This is a genomic window from bacterium (assembly GCA_020444325.1).
Classification (GTDB): Bacteria; Bacteroidota; Ignavibacteria; order SZUA-365; family SZUA-365; genus BM516.
Genome location: JAHLLD010000009.1, coordinates 121352 through 140882, shown reverse-complemented (window position 1 = coordinate 140882; position 19531 = coordinate 121352). Strand labels below are relative to the sequence as shown.

Genomic DNA, 19531 nt, shown 5'->3' with positions numbered 1-19531 from the left:
ATGATATCTATGCGCCTGTATACGCTGTACCCCTTCCTGATTGTCGTATTCATGTCCACCGCCATTGCGCAGACACTGCCACCCTGTGAACCCCTGCGTTATTTCAATCCTACGGGACAGACGCTTGCATACACCGAGGCGATGCCGACGTCATGGTGGGCCGTGCGTATGTCTGTCAGTTACAAAACGGACGTGGACTCTGCCTTTGTCGGGTTTGGTGTAGCACGTGCGACGACCAGCGGACTGACCCCGGATACACTGGATCTTCGCGTACTGAAGGACCAGCTCCCGCAGCAGGTCATTCTCGATCAGTTCTCTCTGCTCATTCCACCCAACCTTCAGGGGAATGTCCCTGATGCATACTACATCGTCGAATTCCAGGTAGACGATCCCACTGCACGTGTGTATCCCACACCTGCTGATTTCTGGTTGAGTTGGAGACTGCGCGGTCCTTCCGGCGATGTGGCACGCATCCTTCTCAGAACTCCCGCCGATAACCCCCGTCGTTCTGTGACCATTGGGAGCGCGGGAGATACGACGCTTGCCACACTCGTTGTCAAGAATCAGCTGGGATTGGCTCGGCAGGATAGTGTGGACCTCTGGGCGGAAGCCCGGGTGTGCTACCCTGATGGCTATCCCGTGGAATTGCAGTCTTTCACCGCCAGGTACACTGAAGGCCAGGCACAGCTGTCATGGTCTACAGCATCAGAAGAAAATAACATGGGCTTCCATATTGAGCGCCTCGCTGCTTCATCCGCAGCCGGCCCAAGGATTTGGCAGCAGATTGGCTTCGTGCAGGGACATGGCAGTACAAGCATGCGGAAGGATTATCAGTTCATTGACGAGCACCCTGATCTTGCGGCGCAGGAAGATGGGAGTGTAGTCTACAGGTTGAGACAGGTTGATTTTGATGGGACGAATGAGCTCTCACCGACCGTAGAGATTCATGTCCCGCGCAGTACTGGCTTTCTTATGGCACAGAATTACCCGAATCCCGCCTCCATCGCGACCGGTATGACTACTGTCGCATTGCAAATGGCGGACGCCGGAACGCTGCAACTGGATCTCTATGACGCGCTGGGCCGCAAGATTCGAACCGTTGCCGAGGGACAGTATGCGAAAGGAAGACATTTCATCGAGGTCTCTCTCGATGGCCTCGTTCCGGGTACGTACTTCTATCGCCTCAGCGCCGGTGCACACATGGAAATGCGCCGCATGTCGTTGACGCGATAAGACATCGTTAGACGCGTAATACCTGGATATGGGAACAGCACCTGCAGGAACGAAGCGGAAACCTTCCGAGCACAACGGCGGGACAGGGAAGCGCTTCCTTGTTGCCGTGATCGCGATAGCTGCGCTTGGTGCCGGACTTCGCCTGATCTTCCTTCTGCGTCTGCAGGAAACTCCGTTTTACCTCGAGCATTTTTCGGATTCTCGCCTCTACGTACAACTCTCTGCGGATATTCTTTCCGCTGGTGGAATACGGGAGGCGTTTTTCATGTCGCCTCTTTATCCCTACCTGCTGGCCGCAGTATCTGCAGTTACCGGGAACATGGAACTCTGGATGCGCATTCTCCAGGCCGGCTTTGGGGCAATGACGGCAGTCCTGGCTGCGCTTGCTGGACGAAGGATGCACTCGGCAGGAGCCGGCATCATCGCTGGCGCACTCACAGCCATATATGCACCACTGATTTATTTTGACGGATTGCTGCTGACGGAATCGTTGCTGACGCTGCTCGTCATGCTCGCGGTGTTTTTTCTTCTGAGAGCCGTCGACCTGCACCAGCGCAGGGACTGGATATTTGCCGCGCTCGCACTGGGTTTCGCGGGCATGACGCGTGCGAGCGTCCTGCTGTTTCTGCCTGTGTTTCTGCTGGCATGGATGTTCCTTCCTGCACTCAGAGAGAAAATTCAGAAGGTCAACGTTTTGCTATACACGGCTCTTGTTTTGCTGTGTTTGCTTCCAACAACAGTCCATAATGCAACGACGGAAGGTGTGTTCCTCCCTGTCACCGCATCTTTCGGATTCAACCTGTACGCCGGGAACAATGCGAAGGCGGAGGGACAGTACACAATGCCTGAGCCCGTTGATCTGGATGCGGATCTGGGAGGAAGGGCGTGGGCGGAGCAGCAGACAGGCAGGGAACTCAATGCATCTGAACTGTCCGCCTGGTGGCGGGATCGGGCACTGTCGTGGATGGGGAAGCATCCGGTGGACGCCATTACACTTTACCTGCGGAAGCTCATCCTCTTCTTTTATCCGCATGAGATTGATCAACTGGGAATGAGTCTGCAGTTCTTCGTGACGCGGTACGGGGCGTTGCCGGCGCTGCCACAGGCGGCGTTCCCCGTCCTGTTCCTCTTCAGTGCTGCCGGTCTGGGCATGCTGTTTCGAAAAGCTCCGCCGATATCTTCCTGGCTGCCAGCCCTGTTCCTGCTGACGTTTGTGCTGGTGACAGCGGTGTTTTTCATCAGCACGCGTATGCGTCTGCCAGTCATGCCGTTGCTGTTCTGTTATGCAGGAGCCGCTGCGATGCTGCTGTATGAAGGCATCCGGAAGCGAGTAGATATGCGCACGTATCGAGTCCCCGTTGCTGCGACGGTTTTGGCTGGCGGCTTGCTTCTGCTTCTGCAGCCTGCGCAGCCACAGGATTTCTCACTCGAATATATCAAGCTTGGAAAGTCGGCGTTCGGGAAGGGAAACTATGCGAGGGCGGAGGAAGAATTCAGGCATGCGGTCGAAGAACGACAGAGCGCAGAGGGAATGACCAATCTGGGAAATGCGCTCGCGGCGCAGCAGCGATCAGATGAAGCTGCGGCACAGTATCGTGCCGCGATACGGAAGGATTCGACGTATGCGCTGGCGTTTTTCAACTTCGGCAACCTCTGGATGCAGGCGAATAAGCCGCAGTATGCCTACGGGTATTGGAAAAAGTCTCTGGAACATGATCCGCGACTGGCCGCGGCACATCGCAACCTCGGGTTGCTTCTCTTTCGCGCCGGCAGACTGCAGGAAGCCGCACAACAGCTGCGGGCTTACCTTGAGCTCGAGCGTGATGAAAATGCGCGTGCTGCGGTGCGACAGGATCTGGTGAGAATCGAGCAGCTGCTGACACGCTCCTCGTCACAGGAGTAACACGGGTATATAATGTTGAAAAAAAAACGCCACATCCCGATGATGTGGCGTTTTTGTGTCTCAGCAATTGTATGCCGTCAGGCCTCGACGTCGTCGTCCCCGGCATCATCAGGATCAGCAAGTCCATCATCGGGAATGGGGATGTCCTCTTCCGATGTCGCGAGCGGATGCGGAGGAAGATTCAGCACTTCGTCCGCAAAATGCGCCACCAGGTAGGATACGATGTCCTTGACCGAAACCAGTCCAACAGGCTCAAAATTATCGTTTACCAACGGAATGTGGCGGTATCCACCGAGATCCATGAAATTCAAGGCGTACGCGATGGTATCATCCTCGTTCAGCGCCTGTGGATTGATGGTCATCACCTCTGTAATCGGTGTGCTGCGGAGATCGAAGGCTGCGCCAAGAATTTTTTTCAGCACATCCCGTTCCGTGAATATACCCAGCAACTTACCATGGCTTGTCACCAGCACACAACCGATTCGTTTCGTCTGCATGAGATGCACCGCCTGCTGTACCGTTGTATCGATCTCCACGGTGATGGCGGGCTTCATGAGGCTTCGCAGGGACATGCGTAAATCGGATACCTCGAGTGCGGGTGGATTCTGCTCGTCTCCGGCGTCCAGGGCCGAGTCCATATCGTGCTCTGTGCTCATAGGGTCTGCTTTCCTGCCTGTGGACTGTTATTCCAGCGAACCGATAACCTGTTCGACGATGTTCAAGATACTATTTTTTTGCACGAGACGCGCAATTCGCCGCACGTCCTCATGCAAGAGGCGGTCTTCATCAAGATGCGCGACCTCATTGCGAATCAAATCATGCGCGGCGGCCGTTCCGCGTCCCATACCCTGTGGATGAAAATCCAACGCCTGGGCGGCGGTAAGGAATTCAATCGCAAGCACGTTCTCCACGTTTCGCATAATCTGCCAGGCTTTACGTGCTCCGATCGAGCCCATGCTGTTGTGATCTTCCTGGTTTGCAGATGTCGGGATGGAATCGACGCTTGAGGGATGTGCCAGTACCTTGTTTTCCGAAACGAGTGAAGCTGCCGTATACTGGGCGATCATGAGTCCGCTGTGCAGGCCACCCTGTTCGGTCAGGAAGCGGGGAAGTCCGCTCAGCTTGCCATTCACCATGCGTTCGATACGGCGTTCGGCAATATTCGCAATTTCGGAAAGGGCGATACCGAGGAAATCAGCAGCCAGCGCAACCGGCTGACCGTGGAAATTTCCACCTTCGATGAGACGCTTGCTTTCGGGAAAGATCAGGGGGTTGTCGGTTGCGGCGTTGATCTCACGCAGCAGTACGCCTTCGACATAGGTGACAGCATCGCGGGAAGCGCCGTGTACCTGTGGCATGCAGCGCAGCGAGTACGCGTCCTGCACTGCGTCGTGGCCTTCACGATGGGATTCACGGATTTCGCTCTCCTCGAGCAGACGCAGAATGTTGCGTGCGGTGGCCTGCTGACCGGGATGCGGTCTAACGGCATGCAGCTCAGGATCACAGGCATTCGTGGTGCCGAGCAAGCCCTCCAGCGTCATTGCCCCTGAAATATCCGCAGTGCGCAGCAGCGCCTTCGCACGCGCGGTAGTCCAGCACAGGTAGGCTGTCATCATCTGAGTGCCGTTGATGAGTGCCAGTCCCTCCTTGGCGTCAAGTACGACCGGTTCGAGACCCGCTCCTGCGAGCGCCTCCTTGCTCGGACGCTCTCCCATCTTATCGTCCCAGCATTGCTCGAGTCCCATCATCCCGCAGACCAGGTGCGCGAGCTGTACGAGATCACCACTCGAGCCGACAGACCCCTGCGACGGTATGACGGGAATGATGTCCGCGTTGAGCATCGCGAGCAGATGTTCGACGGTGCTGATGCGAATGCCGGAATGCCCCTTCGCCAGGGCATTGGCGCGAAGCAGCATGAGAATACGCGTGATATGTCTGGGAATCGGATCCCCGCAGCCAACAGCATGGCTCACGATCAGATTCCGCTGCAGTTCCGCAAGCTTGTCCCTGCCGATATGAACGTTGGCGAATTCACCGAAACCCGTGGTGATTCCGTACATCACCTTGTTGTCCCGTACCCACTGTTCCACCAGTTCCCGCGAGGCTTGCATGCGAGGACGTGCCTCATCGGCAAGCTCCACCCGAAGCGTGCCTTCGGCAACCGCAACGGTATCTTCCAGTGTCAGGGAATTTCCATCAATATAGAGCGTGTGCATAATCTTTTGGAGCATTGTGTGCAGAAAAATCCATCCTGCAAGCTAGCACCTCTTCCATGTATTTCCAATTTCCGCGGTACTTGCATCTCTTCATTCGCAAACGTATTATGTTCTAAACATTTGATAAATTCCAAACACAGCAAATCCTCATGGAGAAGCAGGCAGAGTCCATTCAACGCGAGTTTATTGAGGCGTTCGGAAACCTCTACGCTACGTACGGATGGAAACGTCTTGATGGGCTCATTCTCGGGTTACTTATCGCACGTGCGGAAACACTTTCTCTCGATGACATCTGCACTGCACTCGGCAGGAGTAAGGGACCGATTTCGGAATCCGTTCGTCAGCTGGCTGAGAAAGGGCTGGTACGAAAAATGCCGGGTCGCGAGAACCGCCGCGCATACTGGGCTGTCGATTCGGAAGTATTCCATCAGAATCACCTGCGAAACATGCTCGTAGTACAGAAGAACAGGCAGATCGCTGAGCAATTTCTGGAGCGGAGTGCGGATTCAGTCGACCTTGAAGGAATGCGCGACAATCTTCGCCGCATGCACGCGTTCTACACACTGATGGAGAGCTTCTACAGCGATTTCAGCGCGCACTGGCAGGGAGAACAGCGTCGCCATGAGGAAGAGAAATCACAGTGAACGAAGGAGAAGGAGCATTTTGAGCAGGACGGCATTTATTCATGGTACAGGCTTTCACGCACCGGGAGAACCGGTTCCAAATTCGGTATTTGACCGTCGGCACGGTGAAGGTATCGATAATTTTTTGCGTGAAAATCGAAACATCCATCAGCGCTACTACATGTCTGCGGAACAGGCAACGTCTGATCTGATCGTACCGGCGGCCCGGCAGGCGCTTGAGGAAGCAGGTGTAGCGGAAACAGATCTCGACCTGATCATCATCGCGACGGATACACCGGATTATATTTCTCCCAGTACGGCCGCAGTGTGCCAGCATAAGCTCGGAGCGATCAATGCCGGTGTGTTCGATGTCAATACCGCCTGTGCCGGCTTCGTCACCGCGATGGACATTGCGTGGAAGTACCTGCAGTCCGACACCCGCTATCGTCACATCCTCGTCGCTGGCGCCTATGGCATGAGCAAGTATCTCGACTTCGACGATTACAAGATCGCATCCCTTTTCGCGGACGGTGCGGGAGCTGTGGTCGTCACCGCGGATGATGACGGACATGGAATACTCGCATCGACCTTATATGCCGACGGCAGCTACCATGATTACATGGGCATATACTCCGGAGGCACGTTCAAGCCCGCGACGCATGAGGCGGTGGATGCGCGGGATACGTTGCTGCGTTTCGCGAAGAAAATTCCTCCTGAAACCAATCCGCGACACTGGCCGCGTCTCATCCATGACGTCCTTGCCCGCGCTGATCGCAGCGTTGAAGACATCGCGCATTTCTTCTTTACACAGATCAACATTAACAGCATCAACGAAACCCTGGATATCCTCGGTGTTCCGCATGCGCGGGCACACAATATCATGGACCGCTACGCGTACACCGGGAGCGCCTGCATTCCGATGGCCATTGCCGATGCGGCCGACGCTCATGTGCTGCACGAAGGTGATCTCGTGGTACTCATGGGCTCGGGCGGCGGCATCTCCATGGCGGCGATGCTCCTTGAATGGCATTATGACACATGAGGAATGATCGCCATGGCTGATGGCTCCATATATGCCTGGATTGCATTCGTGCTTTACGCCGCGACCGTGTCGGGTATCGCGCTGTGGAGCCGTTCGCGTGCCCGTTCGATGGCGAGTTTCTCGGTGGGCACGAGAACGGTGAGTCCCTATCTCGTCGGACTCTCGCTCGCTGCCAACATGACGAGTGCGGCGACATTCGTGATCAATCCCGGGCTCATGTACCTCTATGGTTGGTCAGGGATTCTCGGGTACGCCGTTGCGACGCCGCTGGGCATCGGAATCGGCCTGGTTGTATTCAGCAAGAAATTCCGAAGTATCGGTGACCGCAGCAGTGTGATTACCGTCCCGCAGTGGATCGGGGACCGCTTCGGTGCACCGCTGCTCAAGGTGTATTTCGCGGTACTTTCCCTTCTGCAGATTACTTTTCTCGTTCTCATCGTTGTGGGATTGTCTTTCGTCCTGCACAGCACGCTTGGTATCAGTACAACGGCCGCGCTGCTGATTATCGTTGGCTTTACCTTTGCTTATATCCTGCTCGGAGGTGCCAGTGCGCATATCCTGACGAACAGCGTGCAGGCGGTGATCATGATCCTTGTGGCCATTATCTTTCTGGCGTCCGGTCTTGAATATTTCTCAGGCGGCTTCAGCGGTTTCGCTGAACGGCTCGCCAGTGTCGGACCACATTTCGCCTCCCCCGTGAATCCGGACAGCCTGCTGTTCCGCGACTGGTTTGAAACCTTTGTTGCCAATTTCATTATCGGCATTGCAATCATTCTGCAGCCGCATATCATTTCGAAAGCACTGTATCTCAGGACGGAGAAGGATGTCAATCGCTATCTCGTCACGGCGCTCGTTGTGGCGACGCTCTTTTTCGCCGTGCTGCTCACAGGATTGTTTGCACGACTCGCTCTCGGCGGCGATGAGCTGAAGCCGGATATTGTCATGGCGACATATATCGTACACGAGTTCCCTCCGGTAATGCGTGCGTTTATCGGACTCGGTATCCTTGCTGCAGGCTTCTCGACACTGGAAGGTATTCTCGTTGCGCTCTCCAGTATTTTCGCAAACGATTTTCTTCGCGGCGTTCTGCCTGCCAGGATTACCGCGCAGGACAGCTGGGAAAAGCGTTCGCTTCGCGCCGCGAAGATTTTCCTCGTTCTACTCGCACCCGTAACACTGCTGCTGTCGTGGGATCAGATACAGCATCCCTCGCTATCTGTTGCGATGTTTGCGCAGAATGGGGTCTATGGACTTTTCTCCGCCGCATTCGTTCCAATACTCTGTGGTGTATTTTTTGAACGCGCAGGAAAAGGACTTGTCTTCGCCTCGTCACTGACGGCGCTCCTTGTGCACTTCGGCATGTATTACGGGAAAATTACCGTGTACCACAATAATCCCGGCGTGACAGCCGCGGTGGCCCTGCTTGCGAGTCTCCTGGTAATGTTCGCTGGATTGCTGTTGCAGAAATCTGTGCAGGAGGAGACAGCATGATCGGCGTATCCCCGCGTACCGACTGGTTTCAGCGCTGGGCTCTGTATACACCGCATAGCCTCGCACTGACCGATGAAGCTTCGGGCAGAAGCTTTTCGTATGGTGAAGCGAATACCATTATCAACAGACTGGCGGGTATTTTCAGGGACGAGTATAAGATCGGGGAGGGGGAGCGTGTTGCTGTCCTGGCCGCCAATGAAATCGAATACATTTTTGTGTTTTTCGCGTTGCAGAAATGTTCGGCCATTCTGGTACCGGTCAATTTCCGCCTTGCTGCACGCGAGGTATCGCAGCAGCTCAGGGACGCAGATCCATCGCTGCTGATATGGCAGGAACGTTTTTCTGAAACAGTAGATACGCTCGATGCGGATGTGCAGCATATTTCCAGAGTGCGTTTCGATGGGAATGACAGCATTATCACGCGCATGTTCAACGAGTCCATTCCAGTTGAGCACATCGAACAGAAAACCGATTTCGACAGTCCATGCATGATCCTCTATACCAGCGGCACGACTGGTGTGCCCAAGGGCGCCATCATCACACATGGAATGCTGTTCTGGAATTCCATCAACACCAGTATGCGCTTGAATATCGTGCAGGCCGACCGCACCCTGACGTTCGCTCCCTTTTTCCATACCGGGGGCTGGAACGTGCTGACCACGCCATTTCTGCATCGGGGTGCGCATGTTATTCTGCTCAAGAAATTCGACCCCGCGCATATTCTTACCCTCTGTGATACCGCCAGGATAAGTATTCTGTTTGGTGTGCCGACGATGATGGATATGATGGCCCATGCCGAAAACTTCGATGCCGTGAAGCTCGACAGCGTGCGCTACGCCATTGTCGGGGGAGAGCCCATGCCAGTCGCACTGATCCGCACCTGGCAGGAAAAGGGCGTCCCAATTCGCCAGGGGTATGGCCTCACGGAATTCGGTCCGAACGTGTTCTCGCTCAATGAAACGGATGCAGAACGGAAAATCGGTTCCATCGGTTTCCCGAACTTCTATATCGATACGCGCGTGGTGGATGAGAAGGGAAATGACTGCGCCGACGATGAAATCGGGGAACTGCTGCTGCGCGGTCCGGTGTGTACACCGGGGTACTGGAACAATCCTGACGCAACGGCGGCTGCCCTGCATGAGGGGTGGCTGCGCACGGGGGACCTCGTTCGCAGGGATGCAGAAGGATATTTTTACGTCGTTGACCGGAAGAAAGACATGTTCATCAGTGGAGCGGAAAATGTTTATCCCGCGGAGATCGAACACTTTCTTCGGCAGCATCCCGACATCGAAGCCGTCGCAGTGACCGGCGTGCCCGATGAGCGCTGGGGGGAAGTCGGCAAGGCGTGGGTTGTCCTGCGTGAAGGCGCTGCGCTCTCGGAGGACGATATTCTGGCATACTGCCATGGCAAGCTTGCGAAATATAAGATCCCGCAGCATGTAGCCTTCCTGGAAGCGCTGCCTGTCAGCGATAGTGGTAAAATCCTCAAGAAACAGCTCAGACAGATGCATGATGAAAGGTAAACGCACAGATGAACTGCGGGTCGGCATGACGGCCAGCTTCTCGAAGACAATCAGCGAACACGATGTCTACGCATTCGCTGGCATCACAGGGGATTTCAACCCCGTCCATATCGATGCTGAAGCCGCTGCGAAGAGCATGTTCGGTGCCCGAGTGGCACATGGGGTTATCTGTGCCGGACTCATTTCGACGGTGTTCGGGATGAAACTGCCGGGTCCCGGCGCCGTGTACCTCTCGCAAAGCCTGCGTTTTCGCAAACCCGTCTTCCTCGGAGATACCGTGACCGCGGAAGTGGAAGTGGCAGAGATTGACGCAGTGAAAAATCGCGTACGGTTTTCCACGCGTTGCGTCAAGCAGGACGGCAGCGTTGTGGCAGAAGGGGAATCCACCCTCATGCCGCCAGTAGAATGAGTTGCCTTCATCTTATTACACATGTAGATTAGATCAACTTCACTCACTCATATTCAGGAGCACTGTAATGAAATTTCGTCTACTCCCGTTTTTCCTTGTTGCGGCCATGATGGTATTCGTGGCGTGTTCCGATGACGACGACAACAACGGCGTTACACCCGACGATTACACCATTTCGATCAGTAACCTCGTTCCCATTTCGGGTCCCATCGGTTCGTATGTCCGCGTCAAAGGTTCAAACTTTGGTACCGAAGTCGGAGATCTGAACATCACATTTGGTGGTATCGATATTACAGCAGAAAGCGTCACGGACGCAGAAATCCTGCTTCGCGTTCCTGCGGAGCTGCCGATCGGTACTGTCAACATCGTCATTCAGCGCATGACAGGGAACAAAAAGACGCTGCAGTTTACGGTCGTCGATCCCATCGTGGGAGAGTGGATTTCGGAAGGAGAGGACCATGTCGCACCGCTGCTCTATGGCGATCCTTTCCTCGTACGGAAGATTGTCGCGACGTTCAAGGCTGACGGATCCTACATCGTCGTGCAGACGGATTCGATGGGTGTCAGCACGACGCTCACCGGTGTGTATACCGCCGTCGAAGGAGGAGCCGCAGCTCCCAATGACAATATTCGGATGATCACGGCCGAGCAGGGACAGCCTACGAGTATCACCGCCGAGGGTATCTATGAAGTCGGCGTCGGACAGCAGGATGTCACCATGCAATACGAGGTCGTGCAGACCGAGCCCTCGATTGGCGTCACGAAGCCGACACCGGAAGGTGGCTTCGGCAGCAGTGCAGGCGGGCTACTCGGAACGGCAAACGTACAGAAGTACGTCAAGGTGCAGTAAGTCGCTGTGACCAGTACGTAAAGAAACCGGGAATATGCACATTCTGCATATTTCATCGCCGATGATTATGCAGAATGTGCATATCCGTGCTCAGAGTATTCCCGATTATTACAGAGGGCTTCCATGCGAACGCTGATTATTGTCCTGACCCTGTGCTTCTCCGCCCCGGCGCTCGCCCAGATGCCGGATTATCCGGTTGACGATGCGCGCGAAGATGGTGTCCCGGGAGAACCTCCCGCCGAACTCCAGTTCATCGGGTACCTTTTCAACCGATTTGCGACGACGAATATCGCGCCAACAAACGAACTGCTGCGCGCGCAGATCATCGGGAGACTGTTCGGTGCCAATTCCACGACGACTTTCCCCCAGACTGCTGTGTTCGGTGCATCGCGCTTTGTACCGCTGTTTGTCTATCGTCCCGAGATCGTCGACGGCGCCGCAGTGTTTCGCAGCCTGTTCAAAGTTGACATGACCTGGGGCGACACGAACTATGGCGTCGGGAACAACACCGGTGGCGCAATCAGCGGCGGTACGGTGAATATTCAGACACTCATGGCAAACCTCGAACTGCGACCGGCAGATGATTTCAATGTCATTATCGGTTTGCAGCGGCTTTTCGACAATGTGCGCGATGCAAACGTGAACACGCTGTGGACAAATCAGACCAGTGGAAACCGTCTCATGTTCTGGGGCACGCAGGGCGTCGGTATCAGCAGCTTCATGAAGCTTTCCCCCGTGACACAGGGCAGACTGGCATACTATCAGCTGTATGAAAACCAGATTCAGATCGATGACGATGTAACCCTCTGGATGGCTGATGCGGAAACGCGCGTGAACCCTCTGTGGGAACTCGGTGGTAGTGCCTGGTATCTGCGTGACCGCGGTGCAGGGAGCGGTGGTGTATCCATTCTTGGGCAGGGGTTTAACTCATCACTTGCCAACTATAACGGTGCCGCACGATTGCAGCTGCAGGATCCAAAATACAAAGCGGATGTGTTCTGGCTGGGCGCAAACACTGCGTGGAACAGAGAATTCACCGGGGGACGGTTGTGGGCCAGCGGGCTCGTGATGGCAAATCTCGGAAATATCACCACGCTTCCGGAAGACGGGAGCACTCCACAGGAAGTGGATATTTTCGGAGTGACGGCCCATGCGTCGCTGGCGTATAAATATGGCCAGACACTGGATGACAGGATCAGTGTGGAAGGACTGTACACGACAGGCGATGCCGACAACACGGCCGACAATCACTACAGCGGCGTTGTGACAGGCAACTACTGGGGGTCCCCGGTTGGGATCTACAGCTCGCATCGCGCCTTTCTGCTTTTCCCTGATGCCCAGGTGATCAACCGTTACTATTCGGCTGTGCACGACATCTCAAACCTCGGATACGGAACGTCCGCATTCTTTCTCAACTATTTCAATGATCTCATCCCGCACAAGTTCTCAATGAAACTCGGAGCAGCGGCAGCGCTCGCAAACGAAGCTCCCGATCTCGGCGGCAATTTCATGGGATACGAGGTCAACGCAGAGTTCAAATACCAGTACGCCGTTTTCCTCACCATGGGGCTACACATGGCATACATGGTGCCGGGAGATTTTTACGACAGTCCCTTTGTCCGTAACAGCGAACAGCGGCCAAACGACCCATGGATCGTCTTTGCCACCATAGCATGGATGATGTTTTAACTGAGTGGACGAACACAGCAAACGGTTTGCATTATGACACGTCTTTATCTGTCACTTATCCTGATTCTTCCCATGATTGCCGGTTGTTCCTCCGCACGGTTTTACTACGATGCCGCGCCACTTCCTTTTGAGGACATCGATTACTCATTTTCAATGCAATCGGCCACGGTGAATGGTTCCGTCATTGCCTGGCATGACAGCGGCGGTGAAGGTGAGGTCCTTCTTCTCGTCCATGGTCTCGCGAGCAACGCTGGTTTCTGGCGGTACAACGTCGCCGATCTGACGGCCGCTGGCTTTCGTGTCATCGCTGTTGACTTGCCAGGCTACGGGAAAAGCGGGAAGTCCTTCAGTACACCGTACGGCATGAAGTACTACGCCGAGACACTCGACGCGCTGCTCAAGCATCTGAATGTGGGAAAGGCGACAGTGGTTGGACATTCGATGGGCGGACAGATCGCAATGACAATGGTACTCGATGGCAGTTCGCATGTGAAGCGCCTCATCCTGCTCTCACCGGCTGGCATCGAGAGATTCAAGGACGGTGAGGGACGCTGGATGAAGGGAGCGGTGACTCCTGAGTTTGTCATGGCAACGGATGAAGCAGCAATTCGGGCGAACCTGGCGTCGAACTTCTCCTGCTGGCGCGATGAGCTTGAGTGGATGGTAGAGGAACGGGTCCGTATGGCGAAGGTGCCGGAGTTCGAGCGCTTCGCTTATGCGGTGTCACGTTGCGTTGCTGCAATGATTGACGAACCGGTGTGGAAGGATCTTGAAAAGCTTACCGTTCCGATCCTGGTCGTTGGAGGCGAGAATGATAATCTCATCCCCAATCCATATCTCCACGGGGGATATACGGCTGATGTGTTTCGCGACGGCGTTGCACGAATGCCAGATGCGAGGTTGGAAATGGTCTCACATGCAGGTCACATGCTTCAGATCGATAAACCCGAAGTGATCAATCGCCTGATCATCAACAACATGCGGTAGCACACCTCTTGCACTACTGGATGAACCAGACTTTCTGAATGAAGCCGTCCGCCATCTCGTAAATGGCGACGGCTTCAATGTTATCCCTCCCCGGAATACCTGTGACATATTCGCGATCGATGACGGTATTCTGATAGCTGATGCGTCCCACCAGCCGGCAGTGCAATGCTTCCGCTTCACTGAAAAACTCTCCGTACAGTTCGCGCATATGCTGCTTGCCGGTGTACTGCAGAGTGGATGGAAAGGTATAGACTTCCACATCCTCTGCGTACGGCTCAAGGAAGGCGTCCAGGTTACGCGCGTTATACGCGTTGAGCTGCATCTGTGCCAGATGCACGGGAGTACGCGGAAGGAGGGTGTCCGGGTCGAACACATATCCATCTTTGAACACCAGCGAGATGTCCGCGCAGTTCTCCAGGTTGTCGAGGGGATTGCTGTTGAGAAGGACAAGATCCGCAGCCTTGCCTGCCTGGATGGACCCCTGCTGCTGCTCACGGCCGACCAGTGCAGCGCCCTGCAATGTTGCGGAGATCAGAACGTCATGCGCATCCATTCCTGCTTCGTGCATCAACTCGAGTTCACGGAAAAGGGAAGGGCCGTGTAAAACGCCAATGTTGCCGGCATCCGTGCCCGCAGCGATGCGCACACCGCCGTCATGCAGCGCATGGACGTTCGCAAGAGCGACCGGATTTGGAATGTCCAGCCCGCTTTTCCCCTGCAGCGCTTTCGCTCGTTCTGGCAGCGCTGATTCATCAAGCCCACGAATGTCGAACAGGCTTCCGAGAACGCGTGGATCCGCAAAGGCGAGTTCCTCCTTCGTCGGCGTAAACTGTCCGGCGAACACCAGTGCATATGATTGAAACACCCATAGCGTTGGTACGAGAATGACCCCGCGCTCGCGTGCCAGTTCCAGGAACTGTTTGTCGACTTCTTCGTCGGTGATATCGTGTACCAGGACATCCGCCCCTGCTTCAACCGCCGCGCGTGCAGTTTCCAGCTGCGTTGCATGCGCCCAGACGGGAAGTCCAGCCTTCCGGCTTTCGTCAACGATGGCCTCGCAGGTGGGTCGAAACTGTTCGACATCGAGGCCGAGCTTTTCCGATACAACGTACCAGACTTTGATGAAATCCGGTTGCTTTTCTACTTCCCTGCGAACCAGCGCACGCGCCTCTTCGGGGGAAGTGACCTTGATGATTGGCGGATCATCCGTGGTCAGGGCGTCCGGTTGATAGGATGCAATCAGCGGTCCTGTCAGAAAAACCCTGGGTGCAACGCGCATGCTTCGTGCGAGAGCTCGCACATCGAAATTCCACATCGGACCGCCTGCATCAGCCACAGTTGTTATTCCACACCGCAGGTAGCGGCGAAACACATCCCTGAAATTCGCACGTATGGAATCGAGCTCCTCGTCGTAAGGTACCCTGGAGCGGAGATCAAGGGCGTCAGGTCGTGTGTACAGTCCGCCGGACTGAAAAAAGTGGATATGTCCATCAACAAGCCCCGGTATCAGGTATTTTCCCGTCCCATCTATAACCTTGCCCTCACCCGGAAGCTGCGCTTCCTCCGCCTTTCCCACCCATGCGATTTTACCCTCCCGCAGCAGCACCGTCGCATCTTCCACGACCCGTTTTTCATGCGTATGCACAACCCGCACATTCGTGATGGCAACCACCTCACGCGCGGTATTGGATGTCTGACTGGATGCAGTTGAGGTGGAAAAGGCAAGAAGAAATATCGTGACGGTGACAAGACGCATGTATCTTCCGTACTCTGTGAAGGGATATCTGAACATAGCCATAATACACTATTGTTTCACCAGTACGTGCACTCGCGCCGCGGCGTCGAATGCAAGAGGACATAGCCGAACTCATACGCCTATGAAGGAGTCAGAGACGCCTACGTCCCCGGGAACGATGGGGTGCCAGCATTCCGCACCTTCGCGTGGAGCGGGATGCAATGGCACTACTTATACAGCCATCGGGAGAACAGCCGGGTCATCTGTGGCATGACGACATATGTCATGAGCAGAACCATGACGGCAGCAATGATCATGACCTGGCCCCAGTTCGGCAAGGCACCGACAATATTCAGGAGGAGGGGGGGGACGATGAGGACGAGCGGGAAGAGGGCCAGCCAGGTGACGAAAGCCATTTTGATGCGTGGGGGCGGTGCACTGCCGGGATGATCCGGAACGGTAAACCAGTATTCGAGCCCGGTATGGCGCTGCACCTTGGTTTCCCCGGTGATAAGCGATTGCACGCGCTGCACCCACTGGCGTCGCACGTCGGACGTTTCCCACGCCATGAGATGCTCGTAGGTATCGAAGCGGAACACAATGATGTATTCCGGCCGTGATTTTTTCGATGGACGGATGATGCCGGTTCCGAGATGTCCCTCGAAACCGAGAGCATCGTTCATGATGCCCTTCAGCCAGGATTCGAAGTCTTCCTCTTTCCCCTTGCGCACGGTACGACGTACAACGGTGGTGAAAGGACCTTCGGTGTTTTCAGGAGGATTCGCTATCAGCGGATCGTGATGATCTATTTCGGAGACGGCTTGCGCGTTTTTCATACGCAATACAACATCCAGTCTACTGGGAAAATTCCATGTGTTTCGGCTGTCAGTGTGCTGAAAGCCTCAGAATTTGCCGGGAACGGGATGAGGATCTGGTATGCAGCTGCAGCAGATATATCCCTGCAGACGCGGGGGTGCCATCGGCATTCAATCCATTCCATTGAAGCGTCACGTTGCCATTGGAAGGAGGGACGGCGATGCGCTGCCGCACGCGTCCGAGCAGATCGTATATGCGAACTTCCCCGCCGGACAGCAACTCGCGTCCTGAACACACAATGGTGAGAGGCGAATTGCCTGTCCACGGCTGCGGGGCGATGGCTTTGATGCGGAGCTCCGTGGGTTGCGCGATACCCGATGCAGAGGAGACGGGGGAGGCGGTTTCGAGCAGCAGACGTGAAGGAGTGGACAGCGCGTGCATGATGCTGTTCGTGGCAACCAATGTATCCCCGTCGGTGTACAGCTCTCCGCCGTCATTGAGATTGATGTCGAAACGGGGGTAGTCTGCACTGCCGATTATGAGACGAATACGGTGTCCGGGGAGAAACGTGTGCGCCATTTCCTGCAACGTGATCGTCACTCCCACCGTTTCACCGGGGGTGAGCAGAATCTCCTTGTCCGTGCCCTCGCGAAACCGGGCACGTATGATGCCATCAGTGAGGATGATGGAGCGTCCGTCAGGCTGCACATCACAGAGCCGTACGCTGAAATCGGTGTCTGTTCGATCCGACTGCACGTGTAAATCTACCTGCATGCCGCCCTGAACACGGACAGCCTGCGTGAGCTCTGCCGAGGTGTAGAGAAGGACGTCATCACGCTGCTCAACGAGTGTGCGGATGTCGATAGGACCGGGATCAACGGTGTTGTCGAAGGGGTTGAACCTGGCACCGCCGTGGGATGGAGAGGGATCGCGGGGGTCGTAACTGAAAGTACGTGATTGTTCGGAGGCAGCAGGAGCAGCAGGTGTGAGGCTGCCATCGTCGTGCAGATACCACGACTGCTCTGCTGACGCGACGTCAGGCCAGCTGTCAGCTGTCTGCCAGGTATTGTCGCCCATCTGATAATATCGAAGCACAGGTTGCAGCGGCCATCCATTCTTCGCACCCAGCAGGTGATAGGCAAAGAATTGCAGGGCTGCTTCCTTTGCCACGTTTGCGCTCTCCGGGTACGTCATTTCTCCCTGGTTTTCGTGATCGACAGTACTGTGCAGCCAGGGTCCCATGATAAGTTTGTGCTGAGAGCGCACATTCACATCACTGCGCTCCCTGAGATCGTGAAAGGCCCGAAGCACATCGGTCGGGTAGTGGTCGTACCAGCCGCTGACCATGAGCAGAGGAACGGCGATCTCGTCAGGATAGTCATTCTGCTCCCGGATGATATCCCAGACCGCGTTTTCCACCGGCTGCGAGGTGATGATGCCCACGGTGACGAAACCGAGCCCGGACAGGCTCTCGACATGCTCACGCCGCAGCACACCGCCGTAGTAGTAATCGTTGTAGTCGGTACGGTAATCGATAATCATCGGCATCGCGCAGACGAGATGCGGTGGATGGTGGCTGGCGGTCTGGAACTGAATCATTCCCAGTGCCGATCCCCCATAGGTGCCGACCTTCCCATTGCACCACGGCTGCGCGGCTATCCATTCAACGAGATCATAGCCGTCGAGCCCACGATCATACGTACCAGCCGCCGCGTCTTTTGAACCGTAGAATCCTCTCCAGTCCGCGAAAACATAGTGATACGCACTGGTATCGAGGGGGAAAACAGTTTTCGGGAGATTCAGCGACACCCTGTACAACCGCTTGTTGTACGGTGTCTGCACCAGGATCACAGGTTTTGCTGCTATTCCACCGTTATGGTAGATGTCCGTGGCAATTTCTTTCCCGTCACGCATGGTGACAGCGGTTTCGACATAGGGGAGCTGCGCGGAAAGCTGTCCTGTGGAAAAGAGAATAACGAGAAGGATCCAGATGTATCTATATCGCATGGCGTCTCTGTGAATGTTCGATGGGGATGCACTTCTGGTACATAGACACCGCGGTGGCGGCAAGGTTTATCAGGCGGTTCGAATCTTTTCAAGGCACTGAAACGCTGAACGTATCAGGTTGGGACCGCTCAATTTGGAATTACGTCGAGACGTCCTCCCCGGCGACGGAATGGGTACCGGACATACTCGGCGTTCAGTCCGGATACTTCATTTCCCAGGCTGCGAAGCAGTGGCAGGGGGATGGTAACGCCGTGAGGAAGAATATAGGGGATGAGTTCGTATCGACCTGCTTTGAGCTTATACTGGGGGATGTTGAGTATGAACGATCGTGTATGTGGAATCTGACCGATTTGCACGAAATCTCTCAGCTCAATCCCGGTGACTGTCGTGGAGAACAACTCCACCCCGTCCGTATCGATGTTGTGCAGAAACATGGGACCTTCCACCCCGTCGAGCATGCGGGGAAAATACACTTCCGTCGGTGCGCCGGGGGCCTGGAGCTCGACGACCACTGTGAGCACGCGCGGACTGTCTGCTTCGATGACGGTTCTGCTCAGCGTCGTGGTGATGGAAAACTGCTGTTGCAAGTAAAGGTTCTGTCGAAGTGCGCCGTCCCTGTCAACGACATCGTTGTCGAAAACGAAGAGTCCATCACGCACGGCGAGTGAAACCGAGCGCAGCGAGTAATTTCCGAGGAATGCGTACAGGGTGAAGATGCCGCTCAGGCCGCCATTTCCCCCCTGTACTGCTGCCGGAGGCAGCGTGAAGCTGAACGCGCCATCCGCGTCGGAATACGTCGAAAGGTTGAATCCCGACAGCCAGAGGTATACGCCGCTGTTGTCATTGCCGTCACTGAGCTGAACCTTGCCTTTGATCGTGCGCTGCGTGGGTGCGATTTCTGCTTCGCTCTCGAAGGGATTGTCCGTGCATGCCACGAGAAACATGGGTAGAAGGACGAGAAGTATCAGGCGATGTGGCGCGGGTGCACGTCTTGTTTTCATGTTTTC

16 protein-coding genes are annotated in these 19531 nt (G+C 55.4%); 10 read left to right on the top strand and 6 right to left on the bottom strand.

Features of this window, described 5'->3' with window-relative positions; translation table 11 throughout:
• Nucleotides 1–9: 9 nt before the first annotated feature.
• Together KQI65_12745 and KQI65_12740 are read left to right on the top strand one after the other, a co-directional pair.
• Nucleotides 10–1233, top strand: a complete 1224-nt coding sequence (locus tag KQI65_12745; protein MCB2205604.1) for a T9SS type A sorting domain-containing protein — start codon at nt 10–12, stop codon at nt 1231–1233.
• 28 nt (nt 1234–1261) lie between these two features.
• Nucleotides 1262–3136, top strand: a complete 1875-nt coding sequence (locus KQI65_12740) for a glycosyltransferase family 39 protein (GenBank protein MCB2205603.1) — start codon at nt 1262–1264, stop codon at nt 3134–3136.
• Between the two features lie 77 nt (nt 3137–3213).
• Here KQI65_12740 and KQI65_12735 read toward each other — a convergent pair whose 3' ends face one another.
• Together KQI65_12735 and hutH are read right to left on the bottom strand one after the other, a co-directional pair.
• Complete coding sequence (locus KQI65_12735; protein ID MCB2205602.1) at nt 3214–3792, bottom strand: CBS domain-containing protein; 579 nt, start codon at nt 3790–3792, stop codon at nt 3214–3216.
• 27 nt (nt 3793–3819) lie between these two features.
• Nucleotides 3820–5352 carry a histidine ammonia-lyase gene (hutH, locus tag KQI65_12730; protein ID MCB2205601.1) on the bottom strand — a complete coding sequence of 511 codons (1533 nt, stop codon included), beginning with the start codon at nt 5350–5352 and terminating at the stop codon, nt 3820–3822.
• A 149-nt stretch (nt 5353–5501) separates the two neighbouring features.
• Between hutH and KQI65_12725 the strand changes: the two genes are divergently transcribed.
• The 8 genes from KQI65_12725 to KQI65_12690 all read left to right on the top strand — a co-directional run bounded on the left by KQI65_12725 (nt 5502) and on the right by KQI65_12690 (nt 13966).
• Complete coding sequence (locus KQI65_12725; protein ID MCB2205600.1) at nt 5502–5996, top strand: MarR family transcriptional regulator; 495 nt, start codon at nt 5502–5504, stop codon at nt 5994–5996.
• Nucleotides 5974–7017 carry a ketoacyl-ACP synthase III gene (locus tag KQI65_12720; GenBank protein ID MCB2205599.1) on the top strand — a complete coding sequence of 348 codons (1044 nt, stop codon included), beginning with the start codon at nt 5974–5976 and terminating at the stop codon, nt 7015–7017. Before KQI65_12725 ends, KQI65_12720 begins: the two co-directional genes overlap by 23 nt.
• Nucleotides 7018–7029: 12 nt before the next feature.
• Complete coding sequence (locus KQI65_12715; protein ID MCB2205598.1) at nt 7030–8508, top strand: sodium:solute symporter family protein; 1479 nt, start codon at nt 7030–7032, stop codon at nt 8506–8508.
• Nucleotides 8505–10031 carry a long-chain fatty acid--CoA ligase gene (locus tag KQI65_12710; GenBank protein ID MCB2205597.1) on the top strand — a complete coding sequence of 509 codons (1527 nt, stop codon included), beginning with the start codon at nt 8505–8507 and terminating at the stop codon, nt 10029–10031. Before KQI65_12715 ends, KQI65_12710 begins: the two co-directional genes overlap by 4 nt.
• Nucleotides 10021–10440 carry a MaoC family dehydratase gene (locus tag KQI65_12705; protein MCB2205596.1) on the top strand — a complete coding sequence of 140 codons (420 nt, stop codon included), beginning with the start codon at nt 10021–10023 and terminating at the stop codon, nt 10438–10440. The genes KQI65_12710 and KQI65_12705 overlap by 11 nt, the downstream gene beginning before the upstream one ends.
• 67 nt (nt 10441–10507) lie before the next feature.
• The gene (locus KQI65_12700; protein ID MCB2205595.1) at nt 10508–11290 is read left to right on the top strand and encodes an IPT/TIG domain-containing protein; all 783 of its coding nucleotides are present in this window, start codon (nt 10508–10510) and stop codon (nt 11288–11290) included.
• 123 nt (nt 11291–11413) lie between these two features.
• Entirely contained in the window at nt 11414–12979 is a 1566-nt protein-coding gene (locus tag KQI65_12695; protein MCB2205594.1) for a hypothetical protein, read from the top strand.
• Nucleotides 12980–13012: 33 nt separating this feature from the next.
• A complete protein-coding gene (locus tag KQI65_12690) occupies nt 13013–13966 on the top strand; it encodes an alpha/beta hydrolase (protein ID MCB2205593.1) in 954 nt (317 codons plus the stop codon).
• A 13-nt stretch (nt 13967–13979) separates the two neighbouring features.
• On the opposite strand, the gene KQI65_12685 is transcribed toward KQI65_12690, so the two are convergent.
• From KQI65_12685 to KQI65_12670, 4 genes are all read right to left on the bottom strand, one after another.
• On the bottom strand, nt 13980–15722 hold the full coding sequence (locus KQI65_12685; protein ID MCB2205592.1) for an amidohydrolase family protein: 1743 nt from the start codon (nt 15720–15722) through the stop codon (nt 13980–13982).
• A gap of 206 nt (nt 15723–15928) precedes the next feature.
• Nucleotides 15929–16537, bottom strand: coding sequence for an antibiotic biosynthesis monooxygenase (locus KQI65_12680; protein ID MCB2205591.1), 609 nt, complete (start codon nt 16535–16537; stop codon nt 15929–15931).
• A 49-nt stretch (nt 16538–16586) separates the two neighbouring features.
• On the bottom strand, nt 16587–18524 hold the full coding sequence (locus KQI65_12675) for a CocE/NonD family hydrolase (GenBank protein MCB2205590.1): 1938 nt from the start codon (nt 18522–18524) through the stop codon (nt 16587–16589).
• Between the two features lie 128 nt (nt 18525–18652).
• Entirely contained in the window at nt 18653–19525 is an 873-nt protein-coding gene (locus tag KQI65_12670; GenBank protein ID MCB2205589.1) for a hypothetical protein, read from the bottom strand.
• Between the last annotated feature and the right edge of the window lie 6 nt (nt 19526–19531).